Source organism: uncultured Thiothrix sp. (assembly GCF_937873765.1).
Lineage (GTDB): Bacteria > Pseudomonadota > Gammaproteobacteria > Thiotrichales > Thiotrichaceae > Thiolinea.
On the sequence record NZ_CALMZC010000009.1, the window covers coordinates 1 to 18,897 of the forward strand.

Annotated in this window: 10 protein-coding genes; 4 read left to right on the forward strand and 6 right to left on the reverse strand. The window is 47.4% G+C overall.

Annotated elements, in window-relative coordinates:
* Positions 1-48: 48 nt before the first annotated feature.
* The 6 genes from Q0307_RS01505 to Q0307_RS01530 form a co-directional block, all read right to left on the reverse strand.
* Positions 49-2,841, reverse strand: a complete 2,793-nt coding sequence (locus Q0307_RS01505; protein ID WP_298655427.1) for an ATP-binding protein — start codon at positions 2,839-2,841, stop codon at positions 49-51.
* A 218-nt stretch (positions 2,842-3,059) separates the two neighbouring features.
* Complete coding sequence (locus Q0307_RS01510) at positions 3,060-6,458, reverse strand: TM0106 family RecB-like putative nuclease (RefSeq protein ID WP_298655430.1); 3,399 nt, start codon at positions 6,456-6,458, stop codon at positions 3,060-3,062.
* A 179-nt stretch (positions 6,459-6,637) separates the two neighbouring features.
* Positions 6,638-9,322: an ATP-binding domain-containing protein gene (locus Q0307_RS01515; RefSeq protein ID WP_298655434.1), complete on the reverse strand. Its 2,685-nt coding sequence runs from the start codon at positions 9,320-9,322 to the stop codon at positions 6,638-6,640.
* 381 nt (positions 9,323-9,703) lie between these two features.
* A complete protein-coding gene (locus Q0307_RS01520) occupies positions 9,704-11,056 on the reverse strand; it encodes a ThiF family adenylyltransferase (protein ID WP_298655436.1) in 1,353 nt (450 codons plus the stop codon).
* Positions 11,057-11,065: 9 nt separating this feature from the next.
* Entirely contained in the window at positions 11,066-11,959 is an 894-nt protein-coding gene (locus tag Q0307_RS01525; protein ID WP_298655439.1) for an E2/UBC family protein, read from the reverse strand.
* A gap of 348 nt (positions 11,960-12,307) precedes the next feature.
* A complete protein-coding gene (locus tag Q0307_RS01530) occupies positions 12,308-12,532 on the reverse strand; it encodes a DUF2188 domain-containing protein (protein WP_298655442.1) in 225 nt (74 codons plus the stop codon).
* Positions 12,533-12,647: 115 nt separating this feature from the next.
* Here Q0307_RS01530 and Q0307_RS01535 point away from each other — a divergent pair, with 115 nt between their 5' ends.
* The 4 genes from Q0307_RS01535 to Q0307_RS01550 all read left to right on the forward strand — a co-directional run bounded on the left by Q0307_RS01535 (position 12,648) and on the right by Q0307_RS01550 (position 18,874).
* Positions 12,648-12,983, forward strand: coding sequence for a helix-turn-helix transcriptional regulator (locus Q0307_RS01535; RefSeq protein WP_298655445.1), 336 nt, complete (start codon positions 12,648-12,650; stop codon positions 12,981-12,983).
* On the forward strand, positions 12,961-13,758 hold the full coding sequence (locus tag Q0307_RS01540) for an ImmA/IrrE family metallo-endopeptidase (RefSeq protein ID WP_298655448.1): 798 nt from the start codon (positions 12,961-12,963) through the stop codon (positions 13,756-13,758). The genes Q0307_RS01535 and Q0307_RS01540 overlap by 23 nt, the downstream gene beginning before the upstream one ends.
* A gap of 221 nt (positions 13,759-13,979) precedes the next feature.
* Complete coding sequence (locus tag Q0307_RS01545) at positions 13,980-16,928, forward strand: ATP-dependent DNA helicase (RefSeq protein ID WP_298655451.1); 2,949 nt, start codon at positions 13,980-13,982, stop codon at positions 16,926-16,928.
* Positions 16,925-18,874: an AAA family ATPase gene (locus Q0307_RS01550; RefSeq protein WP_298655454.1), complete on the forward strand. Its 1,950-nt coding sequence runs from the start codon at positions 16,925-16,927 to the stop codon at positions 18,872-18,874. Before Q0307_RS01545 ends, Q0307_RS01550 begins: the two co-directional genes overlap by 4 nt.
* The last annotated feature ends 23 nt before the right edge of the window (positions 18,875-18,897 follow it).

Here is an 18,897-nt window from a genome sequence, read left to right on the forward strand (position 1 = left end):
CTACCAGTTTACACCAGCAGGATCTTATACGTGGAAACTTCTAGCTAGTTACTTAATAAGTTCTTCCCATCCATGACTCCAATTGCATATACTGCTTAGTACAACATCCATGAATGCTTTCTTCATTGCAGTGTCGAAATCTCTATAATTATCTAATCCTGGCAATGTGTACAGGGTACTTATGCTATATTTAAACCATCCTGAATAACTTAGATTGAATGAGTTATCAATCTCGCGTTTAAAGTTGTCCCAGTCATTTTGTGAACAATGAGGCGGTGATAACGACGGAATATGGAAGTTGCCAGGACATGCTCCAAATTGGCTCCCCCATGATTCCGCCCCTATTTTAATTAATCGAATTCCACTCGAAACGCCTGCATTCAGTAATATTTTTCTATAAATCTCCCCTTTTTTGTTCCAATAAGGATGTGTTGGTGGTAGTAACAAACGATTTCTTGCTTCAGTAGATGAAGGAGTGTCAATTTTATATAAATAGTTATGTACTTGACTACCTTGAGTATCAGGCCAGCCTTCTCCAAAGGAAGTTTCAACCAAAGGATACCACCCACCTATGCATGGAACAGGTAGTTTCTCTAAAAGGCGTAATAGAGTTTTATCATGCTCAGGATTTAATTGTTGATTTGTCATCAAACCCAGCCCCCACAATAGAATATCTTTACATAAGGCGGATTCATCACTATCGAAGGAAACAGGTAATAAGGGTGTTCTTTTGACTAATATATCTCTAAGAACAGTTTCTCGTCTGAATGGGTGGACTAATTTCGCATCTTGTAAGAACTTACGATTGCTCAAATCATATGAGCCATTCTTGATGTGGATATTGTCATGAACAAAGGCCACAAATTTCCTCAGGGTTGGAGGAATTTCTTTTGCATCGTAAAGTTCTTCTTCATCCCCCTGAGTTCTTCGTGGTACGAAATATATTAAACAATTCTTACTGCTAGAATAAAGTTGCCCATCATTGCCTAAAATAATTTTTCGATCTATCAGATTTATTATTGGTCTATTTTTAAATAAATCTGTAACATCAGACCAAAATCCATTCCAGTCAATATTTGTTTGCTTATGTAAATCTACAGCAATGCTTTCTAATGTATTGGCAACATCTCTAGCCTGTGGGTAAGAAGATATGTGATGTTTATCATATAGTCTTGTTATTGCATCTTTTTTGCAATCAAGTTCTTTAATGTAAGGCGAGAATTTGGCGTGCCTCCTAATAATGTTTGAATTTAATATCGTCGAATTTGAGACTTGAGGTAAGATGAACACCTTATTGAATGAATCCCATCCGTGATCAGATAATGCCCAGCACTGATTGACAATTTTTATTTCTGATGTTTTTTCTGCTTCATTAATAAGTCGTTGCCAACGTTCTATGGCGCTTGTGTCATGACCATAGGGTGATAACATATCTATTATAGCTTTTGCTTCATCTATACCCTTTCCAGCTAAATCGTTATTAATGACCGATAGTGTGAGTTGTGCCGTTTCTCTGAGTAGGAAGCGATTATAGACAGCCCCGCCTGATGTGTCAGAGGATTCCGTATCTCCAAAATCAATATGTGTACGACTCATATCACCAAAAAATGGGGCATTGATATGAGCTGCACAGCCGGTATCTAGTAGGGTCGGGAGAAAAATGCTTAGCATTCCTGACTCAGGGTTATCTTCGATTGCCACGCCAATTGAAATAGTTGCTTCTTTAAGTAATGGCCATTTTCCGGGAAGTGTCCCCAGTGCTTTCTGGACATATTCAAAAGCATTTCCAGTTAAATTAATTTCACGTTTCCATACCCAATATCGGTCACTAGTACTACTCTGTACGTCTGAAATGATGACTTCATGTCCATTTAATCTTTTTGTTTGAGTTCTTGAGTATTCTCGTAACTCATTTCCTGAGTGTAAGACTAGTGTAGACACTCGTTCCAAAAATAATATAGTACTGGAGTTAAGCTCTTCTATTTTTAGAGTTATTAATTTACTGATTTCTAGATTTTTCAGGGGCAGTCTTATAAGTGAAGAAAACCCACGATTTTCGTACTCAGTAATTGTTGTGTTTTTGTCGCTATTACTTAATGATATGGGTAAAAAGTAAGGCGATAGATAACGCATTTCTCGTTCAATCCAGCATCGCTCATCCATCTTTTCTTGTTCGGCCTTATGTTTGATCTTCTCACGGAGTTTTGATAATGGCCAATCTACCTTGATTTCCCCGATTAATGGTGAAGTAACACTATCTTGGCCATCTAGTATGCTAAAAAGAGATGTTGTTAATTCTTTGATTATTTTTTGGGAAAATGAAAAACAATATCCATCGAAAGTTGGATTTCCTATTTTAGCTCGTGAGTAGATTTCTGGTGAATTAGTAACTTCGAGTACACTTCGGAAACCGATGCCTTTGTTTCCTATCGACTCCTGCGGGTTTTTATCGCTTTGTCCAAGTTGTGACAAGCTGGTGAAATTTGATTTTGAAAATGGTGATCCATCATTTCCTATATACAAAACCCCGAAATCCTCTTCATCTTTCTTCAGAAAAATTTCGATTCGACCATGATCATTTGAGTAATTAGAAGTCGACAAAGCATCATGAGCGTTTTGTATTAGTTCAACGAGGAAACGCCCATGATATTGATGTTCAACCTGTTCTGTTAGACTGTGCAAGCTACGATAATTGGTTACACCTTCTTTCAATTCGTATAGAAAACTACGAATCTTACTATTTGTCGATCTAATAATTTCTTCTTCAGCAGCAGTGAATATTTTTTTTTCTTGGTTTGGGAGTTCTTGATAGGAGTTTTCATTGACCTGGAATTCCGACATGAGATCCTCTGTTATATATAATTGCTGATGATGGTGGTTTTGTTGATGATAATCAAAAACTTAATATGGTCATCATGACTGGTAAATGCCATCAGGAAACCATATGTAGTCTATATTTTATTCTATAGGAAATATACAGCTATTGCTCACATAATAGTCACATGTAAGGTGTAGCGTTCTCGAATATTCTCTGATGGCTAGTGGTTGCTAACTTTTGTCTAGACATACCCCTCCAACCTCGCCAACACATTCACCTTTTCCATCTGCCCCAGTGAGTTCACCGGGGTACTGAACAGTGCCGGGTTGCCGACCACGATAGCCAGTGCCTGCGCACGGGAGATGGCGACATTGATGCGGTTCTTTTCGTACAGGAAGTCTATGCCGCGTGGTGCTTCGGCGGCATCACTGGTACACAGGCTGAAAAACACCACAGGTGCTTCCTGTCCCTGAAACCTGTCCACACTCCCTACCCTTGCCTGCGGCATGGCCTGCTTCAGGTAGTTGACCTGATGGTTGTAGGGAGCCACGAACAGCATATCGTCCCAGCCGATGGGGCGAGACTGGCCTGCCTTGTCGGTGAATGTGCGGGTCAGTAATTCATTGGCCAGTTCTGCAATCTGGTCTACTTCCTCTTCACTGGCTTGCGTGTTGCCCTCGTGTTCTACCGGAATGAACAGGACACCGGCAGGCTGATCCAGCAGACCGCAGTACCCTGCTGGTACGGGGATTACCTGATGGTTGTTGCCATGATGGCACTGGAGCTGGCCTGCATAGATGGCATCACTGATAAACTGGTTGACGGCCTGGTGCATCCGGTAGGTGGTGTCCAGGAAAATGCCCATGTCAGGGGGGACGACCGGATTATCCTTCAGCAGATAATCCAGTACGGATTTGCCGCTGTCTTGTGGGTGTGATCCCTGTGATGGCTGGCTTAACTGCATCTGGTCGCCCATCAGGACCAGGTTACGGCAAGAACGACTGACGCCGATCAGGTTAGCAACCGATACCTGCCCTGCTTCATCCACAAACAGGTAATCAAACAGGCCAGCCACATCGTCACGGCTGAAACCCCAGGCGGTTGTGCCAATCACACAACCGGGGCGGATATGCTCCGCTATCTGGTCATTCTTGATAACGTGGATGCCATTGGCAGCAATATCATCGCCGGTTTCACTGGTACAGCAGCAATGGGCTTCAATCCCCTCTTTCCGGCAATGACTGGCAACCCCAACCAGCAGGTTGTTGATGGCTGCATGGCTATTGCTGGTGATACCGACGGTTTTGCCCTGCCCCACCAATGCCGCAATGATGTGTTTGCCGGTGAAGGTCTTGCCCGTACCGGGTGGGCCTTGCAATACCAGATAGCTGCTATCAAGGCGGCAAACCGCAGCGATAATGGCCTGCAAGCGGTTGGGCGTATCCGCAGGGATGATGGTATTGCCTTCGTGACCTTGCAGGCGTGGTGGACGGCGTTGCAGGAAATCCATGATGGCAGCAGGGTAGCCCTGCCCTTGTGCATAGGCTGCTACCACGGATTGGATGGATTCCGGGATGGGTTTGGGGTTTACGTACTCGTTGGGCAGCAGGGACATGAATGACGGGACAGTCTTTCCCAACTGAATGACAACATTACCCGCGTTCAGGTCGCAGTGTTCTGCCAGCCAAGTGGCATCGTGGGTATCTGTGCCGTCAAACAGGAACATTTTGGGATCTTTGCCGCCAGAACCTCTGGGGCGTTTGAATTCCTGTGCTTCCACCGTGTAGGTGTAGGCGAGGTTCCTTGCTTTGGGGGTTGCTTTGAATGTTGGGGCATCTGTCAGGGTACAGCAGGCCAGACAATCAATATCATCCAGCAGCTCGTCATGGGTGGAAGCCTTGCGCTCGAATAGCCGCCACCAGACGGGCTTGGCTTCGCGGCGGTGGAATTCCAGTGTCCATGCCAGATGTTCTGTCAGGGCAGCCTGTGTGGGTGGTTCCTGTTCCATGCGTTGCAGGAGCTGGTCACGCAAACGGGTAAGTTCAGTAATTTCTTCTTTTTGATCCTTGTTGTCCGGCACTGTCGGGGCAACCCATCCAATGCCGTGGATAGCCTGCTGTTCCCGCAGCCATGCGGTCAGTTCCTGGGTGGATTCGCAGTCATCACGGTTGTAGTCCCGAATGTCACGCAGAATTTGGGAGGTCTCCCACGTGTCACCGTCCGGCATCTCGCGCCAGCGTTCATACACCACCACAGAATCACCGCCGTTGCCGACAGCCGTATCCCGCTTGCCCCGGTACAGGTGTTCTACATTCTTGATGGAATAGCGCGGTTCCCCCAGCAGCAGGTCGGTCTTGACGATGCGGTACAGGTCAACAAAAACACCGTGGCGCAGGAGCTGGTCAACTTCGTGTTCACACACACCATAGCGTCCCATCAGCCGCTTACAGGCCGTCACTTCGTAACTGGCGTAGTGGTAGATGTGCATATGGGGGTGAGCCTGCCAGCGTTGGTAAGCCCACTGGATGAAAGACTGGAATGCCTGTTTTTCCTGTTTCGGGTTGTGCGCCCAGAAATCCAGGAACTGGCGTTGCCCTGCTTCATCGAAATAGGTGTTGCCCCACAGGTACTCCAGCCCGCCCTCTTCCAGCGGAAACCCTTCAATGTCAAAGAACACATCGGCAGCATCATGGGGTGGCAGCAGAGCCAAGCCTTGGCCGTTGTCCGGTTTGAGGATTTCATACAGGGGTGGGATTTGTCCGGCACTGGCCAACTGGAGGGTGGCTTGTGCCTTGAGGTATTCAAAGCGGGTCTGCTGCATTCCCCGGATACGGGGTAATTCGGTGCTGGCGAGTGCGGTACAGGTATGGATACCGGCCTGGTTGAGTTTCTTGATCTGGGAACGGGTGATATTGGCAACACGGGAGAGGTGATCCTGTGTATCCAGCAGGTGTTCCGCGAACTGTGACCAACCGCCAAAACTGGTGGAGTCTGCCGGGTCAGGCATCTGACTTGGGTGGAATGCCTGTTGTTGGGCAAGGAAGCGGTTACGCAGGGAACGGTAGTAATAGAGGTAATCTTCCACCTTGAGTATTTTGGCTTCGCCGGAGCCGGTGACAACAACCAGATGGAGAGGCTGTATCCCCTGAAGTCGGGTGAGCATATCGGTATAGCAACAGAGCTGGACGACCGCAGCGGGTTTGACCTTGAGTGAGAGTTTGGTGTCCCAGACTTCATAGTGGTAATCACCGAGCTGGCTGGAACCGGGGACTTTTACCAGAAAATCGACATAACCCCGGAAAGGTGACTGTTCAAGGGCAGCCTGATAGATGATGCCATACCCTGCCCTCATGGCCTCCCGTGTGGCTTGCTGGCGCAGGGGTAAACTGTTGCTGCCCAGTGCCTGTTCTGACAGGTCGGCAACCGTGAAGCCTTGTTCTAGGAATTGCTGGAGCTGGTGGGCTTCGTGTTGCAGGCCGCGTTGCTGGAGAACACCACCGAGTTCATCGGCGGGGTCTGGTTCGGGGGAACGGTCAGGGTATTCCAGGGCAAGGCGTTCCATCCATGAGGCAAAGGGGCTTGCCATGAAGGTGGTAATGTCAGAGGGGGAATAAACGAGTGTGCCGTTTTCCAGATACATGGTTGCCCTTGGGTGTGGTCGTTATTGCAGGGGGTATTGTATAGGTTTTGGACAAAGTGGGAAGTGATGGGCCTCACTGCGTGAACGGGCTGCTACAGGTTCGCTGTATGCTCATCCCGCCGAAGGCGGGACAAGCCTTGCGCATCCCTGGCCTCTGCCGCGCTCCGCTTGGATGGGTATCACCAGTGTTCCCTGAAAGAGTCTCTCAATGGCTCTATAACTTCAGGCAGCTTGTTGTCGCAAGTCATGCCAAAATACGTGGCGGCACGGGTTGCACCAACATAGAGGTACTTGCCAAACAGATCCGGGATTTGTGCAGCCAGCCGATCAATCCCGACAAAAAACACAGCCTCAAATTCCAACCCTTTAATGTGCTGGACATCAAATACGCGGACTTCCGTTCCTTCCCCTAACGATTTACCTTCGGTGCAAGCCACAGCCTTCAGATTGACATCCTCCAGTAGTTCGTTGAGGGCTTCAGCGACAGGTTTTACTTCATCTTCATGGTTCACAAGAACAGCAATGGTCGGCATTTGTCTTACGCTGCGTTCCACCTCCTGAATGCGTTCGCTTAGCCATTTGACAACCAGCTTGTTTTCAGAACATCCCTCGACCAGAACAGGTTCAAAGCCAGTATGCATTGCATGGGTAGGAACAGAACCCCTATTTTCAGTTTCACCATCCATGACCTGAAGTAAGTGGGAAGAAAATTCGTTTAGTTTCTGGCTTTGACGGTATACGGCTTGAACTTGCTTGATATTGATGCCTTTAGATACCCAGTTTACCTGGTCAAGACTTCTTACACCCCAGGTCGTGATTCGCTGGTTAAAGTCACCACAAGCAAAAAAGGAATTGGTCTCCATATGTGTCAGGTTTGCCATGCAGGCAAGCTGTATAGATGAAAAGTCAGTGGCCTCGTCTACCAGAACTTGGCTTTGGAATCGGTCTGAAATTATTTTCACCAGTGAATAACGTGGTTGCTCAACATTTCTGCTGACGTAAGATAGGGATAGCATGGAGCGGGTATTTTTCAGCATCAACAGAATGATTCCATCCAGCTCCATGGATCCAATATGCTTGTTGTTGTCGGGTAAGGATTGATACCAGTTCCCGTCTTTGAATGACTGTTTGCGGAATTCACGATAACTTGCAGGAATATCCGAAATATACCGTCTTGAAGGATTAACAAAACGTCGCAGCCCATTCTGGGTGGCAATATTTTCCCCTATTGTAATCAACATTTCATCAGATGGTAGGTTGGTCGCTAACCAGTTCTGCATTTTGGTTAGGTGGCTGCCCTTGGGAATGCTGCGTTTGAGGAATTTATATCGGGCCAGACTGCGGATGGCCTGATTATAGGCTTTCTCTGCTTTCTGAGCCGATGTTGTTGTGACAGATGGGGTACTTTCAGTATTTTCATCATCGAAGTCTTCATCACCATCTTCAGTTTCTTCATCCGCTTTCAGGTCATCAAGAAATACTGCCAGTTCCCGCAAGAACTCCTTGTTTTTTTTGAATGAGGTGACTAGACCTGTACGGATATTTTTGTCTGAGACTGATTTTAGGTTGGTCAGGAGTTTGGCAATATCGGCTTCAACCGGTTCGATAGCTTGGTAAGCCCTGATGAGGGTGGCAGGTGTTGCATCAGAGACTATTGTCTCTAGCTTGTCGATAATGGAGGCATTACTCTCTGTGCGGAGAGATTTGAGCAGGGTGATGCCTTGCTGTAACTGGTCATAAATCCGTTCAGCATGGAACTGACTAAAACTGTCAAACCATTCATTGGGGTACGTGCCTACGGCTAAGAGCAGTAACTGCAACTTCGGTTTGTAAATAAACTTTCCTTCAGAAGTGGCAGATTGCAGGATCCCCAACACATTACGAGCCAACTCACTCCGGTAAGAATCCCAGGTTCGGATACGTTGGTCGGATGCGGGTATCTGTTCCCGGTTGAACGCCTCTTTCACATAATGCTTCAGCAGGTCAGTGGGAGTGAACATCAGCCAGTGACTTGAATAATCCACCTTGCTCTCCATGATCTTACGGACTTTGGCTTTTTCGTGGCTATCCAATAGTTTTGGGTCGATCTTTTGTCCTAGGCGGCGTATCAGGGTGGTTGTTTTCCCTGTACCGGGTGGCCCCAATATCAAGAGCTGGCTGTCCAAGGGTAGTCGGAATATTTCATCCTGGAATTTGTCCAGTATAGGCTGATCCCGCAATCCCATAGATATACGGACTTCATGGTGCAGCCCTTCCAGAAGTTCTACTTCGCCTGAACCAGCAAGTAAAGCTTCAAGTTCGGAGGCACTATCAGTGAGTCCTTGACTGCTCAACCAGTCGAGTAGGGATGAAACGGTTATTGGGCCGTAATCCTCCCCTTCAAAGACACTGCGTTCAGAATCCCATTTGTTATCACGCGAGACTGGCCTAAATCCCGATTTTTCCAGCAACGTAAAGGTTGTTTTCTGGTCGCCGATCTCAACTGTAAGCTCATCGCAGACATCAAGGGCAGCTAAACGTCCAAATGCTGTTTTGTAACTGGCTAACTCGATGGAGTCACCCATCGGTACGGTATATTTGCGGGAGATGTAGATAGTCCGTTGGTGGCCATCTTCATCCTCAACGACTATTCGAGCTATAGCAGGTTCTTTCAGTAGTAGGTGATAGCCTTCTCTATTGCTACTGAATATTTGCCCTATTCTGTTGGCAGCATTAGGCGTGGTGAATGAATTGACACTGGCAAACGGAGCCTCGCAAGCATTGCTACAGGCGGCCTTATAGCCAAGCTCGGCTTTGGCGGCGATTTCGTCGAAAGTGTGTAACGCCTCTTCAGCGATGACCTTAATGTGTTGTTGGTCTGTCATTCAGCTACCCTTCTCCTTTCCCCGGATTTGTCCGGCAGTCAACCTGTGTGAAGCAAATTTGCTCTTCCTGCTTGGCAGAGACAGTGTTTGCTGATGGAAGTTGCTAACACAACAGCTCTCCCCACCATGAATATTTCTTTGAGTCTTCCAGACCCAAATGATAACCATGGCTTTCCGCTTACTTATGATCAAAACTGATGCTGTCTTATAATTTTTGAATATAACTGAACAGAATGTATTACTGATAGAATAATGTGGTGATTTCACGATTAAACTTATTGCAACGCTTGTTTGGGTCAAGTTCGCTCCGTACATTTTCCCAGAGTGGCGAGAGGGGGCTTGATGGCTCATCCCGCGAGGGAGGGATGAGCCATGCCAACATCACATCATGCCAGCTCCAAGGTAGGGAGACTGGGAGTTGCATAACCAACAGCCCTCTTCTTGCCGTTTACGGACAAGCTGATGATGTTTCCTGCCGTTCAGACCGAGAAAGTAGAAATTTTCCATAACATCCGGGGTTGATGGAGCCAAGCCAGTCATGTTACCAATCAAGGTCTGTGCGCCTCTGGCGGCTATCTGCATGTTGTACGCCATCATGGAGGGTTCCGGTATGTCCATGTTACGGATATAACCTGCCTTCGCCTCTTGCGCCGCAGCTTCAGGGGATAAAGTCTCTCGTCTCAGCAACTCACTGGAAACATGACCAGTACACCATAAGCAAGTCGTACCCGGCACGATCCAGTTGACCTTGCCGATTTCATTAATCAGTTCCCCAGATGTTTCATCTGCCACGAACTGGACGCCCAAATCCATCAATGGAATGTAATATTGCCAGCAGTGCTTGTTCAGGAAGGCTCTGCTTTGGGCATCATCGGTTGCACAGATCAGAACATCTACCGTTGCTAATGCCATTCCGACATCCTGTACCCTGCACGGATAGGTTTCTACTTTGCAGCCAGGGGTCACGGCGTTTACATAACGGGCCACCACATTTACCTTGTGATGATTTTCTTGGGCATCTCGTGGTGTTGCGCCAATGATGCGGGGGAGATTGCTGGTTTCAATGACATCGTGATCCACTAAGACCAGTTTCCCTATACCAGACTGAGCCAGTATAGCTGCGATGTTTGAGCCAATTCCTCCCGCACCAATGATTCCGACAGAAAGTTGTCCAAGAATGCCCTGCCCTTTCCTGCCTAACAGACGGGCTTGCCGATCAAAGCTTTCTGATATTGATTGATCCACCAACCGAAAATGGGGAGTACCCACAACAGTAAGTGTCTCAATAGGTCGCCATGCCTGCTGGATAGGATAAACACGACCTTCAAATGAATGCATATCCCCGCTGAATACCAAGCATGAATTTAATTTCCCCTGCAACATCCGGTTGAAGAAATCAAAGGTGCGTTCATTTCCAATATCATCTGCACGAGAGAATCGTACTTGCCCAATGGTGTAGGGGTGAGTATGAATCATACACACAGCTTTGCCAGCCTTCTGTGCGATGCGGGCTATTCGCAACATCACTTCTGGCTTTACAGAAAGGAAGTCATCTTTCTGTAAAGCAAAATCATCAGAGGTGAGCGGAATAATGTCTGTTATTAGTAGTAGGGTATCGTTGCCCAGATTGACGTGATGAGACAGTGCAAAACATCCTTGTTCTACACTGTTATCACTGGTCAACTGAGCTTTGAGCCGGATGTAATGCTCCGGCAAAAGCCTCATGCTAACCATGTTACCCCCTTAACTGTTCTGGTGAAGACGTGACAGGGAGAAACGTAGGTGTGACAGCAAATTGCATTTGCCTGGCATCCACGGATTAGCGGGTGGGTAGTGCCAAGAAAAGCCTTGCCATGTTCCCCCCAAATACTGGCGGTCAAAACTGACAGCATTCTCTGGTTGTCTATCATCCTTCAGTGACAGTTTGGGGGAAACCCAGAACATATCCAGTGCAGTCTGTGGATACAGGTTAGAGACAGGGAAAAGCATGTCCACCGTCTCGCTAGACCAGTGAGCAGGAAGATGTACACCGCGAATAACTACCAGATGACTCGCCCCATCGGGATGGATCTCCGCTGATGGGTAGTGTTGCTGGAGTTGCTGGAAGTCATGATGAACGTCATGCAGAACGCCAACACCTGTAGTGTTGTGGTCTCCTACATTTCCGCACGGCACGGTAATGAAAGCATCACCATCTTGGACAACAAGGCGTTCCACATTTGCTAGTGGCTCGTCCGCACTTTGGGGCATTTCCAGGAAAACGCCATCGGTAGCATCAGCACCGGCCAATTCACGCAAATCTGCCAGTGTCACTTTCGCGTGTTTCAGCTCAAATGGGGTGTCATTGACTGTGATCGTGATGGGCTTGCCAAGGCAAGGATTGTCAGGAAGCATGTGACTATTGCGGCCTGTTACCAGTTGTTCGTCACCAGTGAGAACCAGATAGTCGCTATCTTTCACTGGTACATCAAGGGCATGTGCCCGGTTGATAACCAGATGCTCATCGGGAGGGACGTTCGCCAAAGTGCGCAGTTCCGCACCTTTGACAAGACCAGCGGCTGTTTTAAGCGTGCAGCCATCCACGCTAATGCTTATTTGCATATTGATGATCTCTAAATAAGGAAAATAATGATCCACTTATCAAGAGTTCTTGAACGAGAGATGAGCAGGTACTACACTCGAAGGTTCCTACACCAAGTGAGTTGGTAACTTACCTACTCATCATCAGCGGACAAGCCTCTTGGTTTGTCCGCTTCTATTTCTTACAAGTCATATTTCCCCCTTTTCGGTTCGTTGTTTAGTTGTATTTTGGTCTTCGATTGAATCAAACACCGCAGCACTGCCACAGTGATGGATACGACCTACCTAGTCGGTGATTCTGCCTTCGACTCAAAAAAGGTGACGGCAGTCGGTATCGTAGTATTTGCAATAAATGTGATACACAAGACAATGTGTGTCTCTGGGGTGTCCAATCACGCACGATAGTTATCCTTTTGGCGGATAAGGGTCGTTCCCATAGCTATCCCTCGCCCGGATGTGTCCATCCTTACCATGTACAAGCAACTCCGTTTTTTGCTGTTTTGCAGTGTCGCGGGCTTTGCCAATGGCTTCCTTCTGGGTTTCATGAACCGAGGAGGCTTTCTGATTTCCTTCGCCGATAACAGCCCAGCCATTCTGACGAGGAACTACATGCTGATTTTTCTTTGACATTGTAACCATCCGTATGAAATTAACTTCTGGTAAGACTAATCTAACGGATTGCCAATGTAAAGAAAAAGCCATACACTAAGTTAGAAATATACATACATCGCTAGGAGAGGCTCAAATGTCATTAGGTACACGTCTGAAGGAATTGCGGCTCAATCGTGGGGTGTCACTACAGGCGGTTGCCGATGCAGTGGAAGCATCCAAACCTCATATATGGGAATTGGAAAGAGGAACCAGTAAAAACCCATCTCTTGATTTGCTGAAAAAGCTCTCTGTCTATTATGCTGTAAGCTTGGATTATCTTGCAGGACTTAAGGATCAGGTTGAAGCTGATCTCATTCAGGGCTTTGCGCGTCAGATCGAAGGCATGACTCTGACCGACAATGACCGAAAAATCCTGCTTTCACTGGCAGAGGAGCTCAGCAACAAGAATGGTGAAACTGGAACTGGTTGAGTTTGCAGACTTCCGTAGTCCTCCTGAATTTGTGTCCGGGATATTCAGGCAGAACCCTGATTTGGGGTTCCCTGTACCATTAGAAGACATTGCTCGCGCTGCTGGAATATTTAAGATCCGTTATGAGAAGTTCGATGCTTTTGAAGGTGTTCTGCGTGCAAATGCTGAAAAGAGCCGTGGGATAATAGCAATAAATTCCAGATCGTGGCCACAACGGCAGCGCTTCACGCTTGGGCATGAACTTGGGCATTTCCTGTTACCCAAGCATAACTGTTTCATGGAATGTTCCGCCAATGACATGATGAGTCGCCTAAGACTGAACCCTATTGAAGTCGAAGCAAACGAGTTTTCTGCTCAGCTTCTCATGCCTGAGTCTCTTTTCACAAGCCATCCAGATTACCCGGAGTCCCCTGATTGCATGGCATTGGTGAGTCTTGCCGATTGTTGTGACGTGAGTTTCAAAGCATGTGCCTATCGTTATCAGGATTTATTCCGACATCCTTTAGGGTTGATATTCAGTCAGTACGGTGAGGTGCGCTCTATCAGAAGGAACGAGGCTCTTGGCTTCTGGATAAAAGTTGGCATCAATGACGCATTGCCGAACCACCTTGGCCAAAAAATCCAGACAATGACTGCGAATTCTGTTTATAGACAGGAGTCGGCTACCGATTTGTGGTTTGATACAAGCAGGGCAACAAATCCACCTGATAGTGTCATGGAAGAAACCTTCCTCCAGGAGAACGGGTACGCCACTACTCTACTCTGGTTCGAGTAGCACACGAACCCTGCGGAACAGAGTGAATTGCAGTGAATGTTTAGTCCATGAGCTTTTGGGGGCCTGATTATTTGATGCAGGTTGGCTGCTTGTTTCGTGATCACAATCACTGAGAGAGTGGCAATTTATGTGTCATAATAACCATTCAAGTATCCAGTAAATAATTTTATAGTTTGCGGTATCTGATCATCGGGCTTTGATTGAACAAACCAAGGGGTGTCATGGAATGTGATTTTATCGAGATTGTCGATACCAACCGGCAACCGCAGCAGTCGCTCGCGTTAAGTAGTACCGCTAATCCGCAACAACAACAAGCTATTCTGACCACCGACGGGCCGGTATTAATTATTGCAGGCCCCGGCTCCGGTAAGACTTACACGTTGGTTGAACGCATCGTCTATCTGATCACCCAAAAGAACGTTACCCCCGAATCGCTCTTTGTCGTAACCTTTACCGACAAGGCCGCTCGTGAACTTACCACCCGAATATCCAACCGTCTCAATGCGTTGGGTATCAAGTTCAACCTCAACGAGATGTACTTGGGGACGTTCCACTCAATTTGTCTGCGCCTCTTGGAAGAGTTCCGCGAGTTTACCCGCCTCAAGCGCAACTACACCTTGATGGACCAGTTTGACCAGCAATATTTCCTGTACCAGAAAATGAAGGTATTCCATGACATCCCTGATATTCAACTGGTCATCGGCGATATTCATGGTAGTTCACGCTGGAAACAGTCCGAACAACTGTTGAAGTGGGTCAACAAGGTCAGTGAAGAAGCCCTTAACCTAGACGAGCTAGATAGTGCGCCAGACGTAGCCATCCGCGCTTTGGCTATCTGCTACCGTCAATATCAGACGTTGCTACACGAGAACAACTATCTGGACTTCTCCGGTATCCAGTACGAAGCATTGGCCTTGCTGGAGAACCACCCCACTGTGTTAGAGCAGTTGCGCGGCAAACTCTCCTACTTGATGGTGGACGAGTACCAAGACACCAATACCATTCAGGAACGCATCTTGCTGCTGTTAGCCGGTGAGCAAGGTAATTTGTGTGTGGTGGGTGATGACGACCAAGGTTTGTACCGTTTTCGTGGTGCGACCATCCGCAATATTTTGGAATTCCCGCAATTGTTTCCCGCTAACGCCTGCAAGCAGGTAATGCTATCCACCAACTACCGTTCTCACCCGGACATCATCAGCTTTTACAACCGCTGGATGGACGGGCAGACGTGGACGGATGGTACACACACTTTCCGCTTTCCCAAGCGGATCGAGGCAAAACAGGCGCAGTTCCCGAAAGAGCCAACGGTAGTGAGGCTGGCGGCGCGTGATGCAGAGAAGGAAGATCATGTGTGGCACGCCGAGGTCATGACCTTCTTGCAGGGGCTGAAGACCGCAGGGCTGGAGGACTGGAACCAGGTCGCGTTCCTGTTTAAGTCGGTTAAGAATGAGCGGGTGCTGGCGATGGCACGTTATCTGGAAGAGCACGGTATTCCGGTATACTCGCCGCGTTCCAATATGTTCTTTGAGCGCGAAGAGATCCGTTTGATGATCGGAGCCTTGATCTTCCTATTCCCACAGTTTCCCCAAGTGCGCCAGTGGGATGCGAATATCAAGCTGGGCATCTGGGACTACTACGACCAAGAATGTTTTAAGCCGTTTACTGATGAGCTACGCAAGCCGGAAAACAAAGCGTTGTTGGAGTGGGCAAGACCGTTGGCAAAGCAGCACATGGCATTGACCCATAACACCGACTACGCCTTTTCGGGGCTGTTCTACCAGCTTTTACAATTCCCGCTGTTTGCACGTTTCCTTGAGGATGACGCGCTCTATGGGGTAGACAAAGGGCGAGCGGGGCGCAATCTGGCGACCTTCTCGCAGTTGTTGGCAAAGTTTGAGTACCTGCATTACATCAGCGTCCTAACCCCTCAATGGCTAGACAAGAATATCGGCGATTTGTTTAACCAGTTCCTGCGTTTCTTGTCCGATGGCGGCATCAACGAGTATGAAGATGTGTCAGAGTATGCACCCAAAGGATGTATCTCGTTCCTGACGGTTCACCAATCCAAGGGGCTGGAGTTTCCAGTGGTGGTAGTCGGTTCGTTGGAAGCTGTGCCGCGCAAGCAATACACCGCACTCGATGAGCTGTTGGAAGACGGTGGCTACCTCTCCAAGGCAGGCTTTGAGCCGTTGGAACACATCAAGAGCTTTGACTTCCGGCGATTGTACTACACGGCCTTCTCGCGGGCGCAGAACTTGCTGGTGCTGGCGGCTCAGGAGCGTGATGGACGTGGTAAATCGCCGTCCAAGTATTTTGACAAGGTTTTCTATGATTTACCGCGCTGGCAAGCGGTAAATTTGGCGGCGCTGGAGTTTGAAGCGGTCAAGGAAATGAACATCAAGCGGGAATATTCGTTCACTTCCCATATCACGCTATTTGAGAATTGTGCGGAACAGTATCGCTTCTTCAAGGAATTGGAGTTTAGTCCGATCAAGGTTAGCCCGATGTTGTTTGGTACGTTGGTTCACCAAACTATCGAGGACATCCATAAGGCGGTGTTGCGTGGTGAAGAACAAGCGGTAAACCGGGAGAACATCGAGGGGTGGTTTGCGACCAACTACGCGATGCTATCGAAGAAAGAGCGGGTTTATCTGGCGGAGAGTTCCCAACACGCGGCGTTAGGGCATGTGTTGCGCTACTACGAACGTGAAAATGGGCGTTGGGATCGGATTAGGGAAGCAGAAGTAGATATTTCGCTGGTCAAAGATCAGTACATCCTCATGGGGAGTGTTGACCTTATCCGTGGTGATGGCGGGACGGTGGAGATTATCGACTTCAAGTCAGAGAAAAAGCCAGACTTGGAGAAAGAGCGTAACAACTTGGAGCGGTATAAGCACCAGTTGGAGGTTTACGCACATTTGGTGGAGGAGCGCACTGGGCAGAAGGTGAGCCGTATGCACTTGTATTACACAGGTGAGGACAGTGGCAACCCCTATGTCACGTTTGCGAAAGATGACCGTGCGATTGGTGATACTATTGGGCGTTTTGATGAGATCGTGGAGCGTATCGAGAAGAAGGATTACAGCATGACGGCGCGACCTGCGAAGTTGTGCGTGAACTGTGATATGCGCTCGTATTGTGACAACAAGAAATGGAGTTTCAGGAAGTGAAGTTAATCAGTGTTCAGGTACAGAATTTTCGCTCTATTGAAGACAGTGGTGAATTTGAGATTGGTGATCTTACTTGTCTGGTTGGCAAGAATGAGGCAGGCAAGACCGCGATTCTTCATGCGCTGCATGGACTGAACTCAACCAGTGGCTACACGTATGACAAGACCCGTGATTATCCACGGCGTTACCTGAATAAGTATGACGAACATCACCTAGATGGTAGGTCAAAAGTCGTTAATACGCGCTGGATACTGGATGAGAAAGACATGGCGCAAGTCTCTGGGAAATTCGGCGCTGGAGTGCTTTGCTCCGCTGAAGTGGGGATTTCGTTTGGTATTGGTTATTCAACTAGGATGTGGGATGTTCAGGTTGATGAGATAGCTTTCATTAGGCATTGTGTGAAAAAACATCATTTTGATGATACTGAACATGAGCTATTAATGAAGGTTTCATCAGTTAAGGGGGCAGTTGATTTTCTGACACAGCTTGAACAGCCTGCACAACAAGCCCTACTGGATGAGTTGAGAACACGAATGGGCGAAAGTTCCGTTCGGGCTGGCGTGATTGAAGCAATTGAAATTCGTCTTCCGAAGTTCTTTTATACTTCCCACTTCGAGCGAATGGCTGGAGATATTGCGTTAAATCAGTTGGCTCAGGATAAGCAACAAGGAAATGTAAAGTCAGAAGATAAGATATTTTTAGATTTTCTTGAATATGCGGGTACAACTGTTGAGGAGCTGCGTGATACTAAGCGCTATGAAGAGCTGAAAGCCAAGTGCGAAGGTGCTTCAAATGATATAACTGATGAGATATTTGAATTTTGGAGTCAGAATGATGCCCTTGAGATTAAAATAGAATTATCGGAAGGGAAAGTTGGTGACACTCCTCCATTCAATGTGGGGACGGTGGCGAGAATTCGTATAGAAAACAAAAATCATCGGGTGACTGTGCCTCTCTCAGAACGTAGTGCGGGATTTGTCTGGTTTTTCTCATTCCTTGCCCAGTTCAAACAACTTAAAAAAATAACGGGTAATGCCATCATCTTGCTTGACGAGCCGGGGCTTACACTGCATGGCAAAGCGCAAGCGGATTTGCTGCGGTATATCCAAGAGCGTTTATTACCAACCCATCAAGTGATCTATACAACACATTCACCGTTCATGGTGCCAGCGGAGCGTATGGCGGATGTGCGGGTAGTTGAGGATGTTATCGAGTACGAACGGGGTGGTCGTCGTCCAATCGTTAAAGGCACTAAAGTAACGGCTGATGTACTGTCGGTTGATAAGGATACACTTTTCCCGTTACAAGGGCATTTGGGCTATGAGATAACCCAATCCTTATTTATTGGTAAGAACACCTTGCTGGTTGAAGGCCCTTCGGATGTTCTCTACATACAAGCGGTTTCACAAGCACTGTTGAACCGTGGGCGGGAGGGGCTTGATCGCCGCTGGACAGTATGCCCAACGGGTGGAATCGACAAGGTTCAGTCTTTCGCGTCACTTTTTGGCGGTAATAAGCTCAATGTTGCTGTTTTATGTGACTATGGCAACAATGATAAGAAAAAAGTGGAAAATCTGAGAAGAAATCAGATTCTGAAAACAGAGCAGGTTTTTACTACCAGTGACTTTACAAATAAAAGTGAAAGCGACGTTGAGGACTTATTCCATCCAGCAATCTATGCTGAAATTGTTAATGCTGCTTTCAAACTGAATGATGATATTAAGCTAACGGCTGATGTGTTCACAAAAGAAAGTAGGATGGTAAAATTAACCGAAGATAAGTTTAAGGTTATGTCGCCATCTGCCCCTGAGTTTAACCATTTTACCCCTTCTGATTGGCTTATTCGGAATCCTCAGATTCTTGATGATGATAAGGTGGGAGTGAACGAGACACTGGATAGCTTTGAAAAAGTGTTCGAGCAGTTCAACAAACTATTAGCTAACTAACTTGCAACTGCAAACAGGAAATT

Excerpts from the sequence above, each read along its gene's own strand:
- Q0307_RS01505 (WP_298655427.1), bottom strand. The coding sequence starts at position 2,841 with ATGTCGGAATTCCAGGTCAATGAAAACTCCTATCAAGAACTCCCAAAC.
- Q0307_RS01510 (WP_298655430.1), bottom strand. The coding sequence starts at position 6,458 with ATGTATCTGGAAAACGGCACACTCGTTTATTCCCCCTCTGACATTACC.
- Q0307_RS01515 (WP_298655434.1), bottom strand. The coding sequence starts at position 9,322 with ATGACAGACCAACAACACATTAAGGTCATCGCTGAAGAGGCGTTACAC.
- Q0307_RS01520 (WP_298655436.1), bottom strand. The coding sequence starts at position 11,056 with ATGGTTAGCATGAGGCTTTTGCCGGAGCATTACATCCGGCTCAAAGCT.
- Q0307_RS01530 (WP_298655442.1), bottom strand. The coding sequence starts at position 12,532 with ATGTCAAAGAAAAATCAGCATGTAGTTCCTCGTCAGAATGGCTGGGCT.
- Q0307_RS01535 (WP_298655445.1), top strand. The coding sequence starts at position 12,648 with ATGTCATTAGGTACACGTCTGAAGGAATTGCGGCTCAATCGTGGGGTG.
- Q0307_RS01540 (WP_298655448.1), top strand. The coding sequence starts at position 12,961 with ATGGTGAAACTGGAACTGGTTGAGTTTGCAGACTTCCGTAGTCCTCCT.
- Q0307_RS01545 (WP_298655451.1), top strand. The coding sequence starts at position 13,980 with ATGGAATGTGATTTTATCGAGATTGTCGATACCAACCGGCAACCGCAG.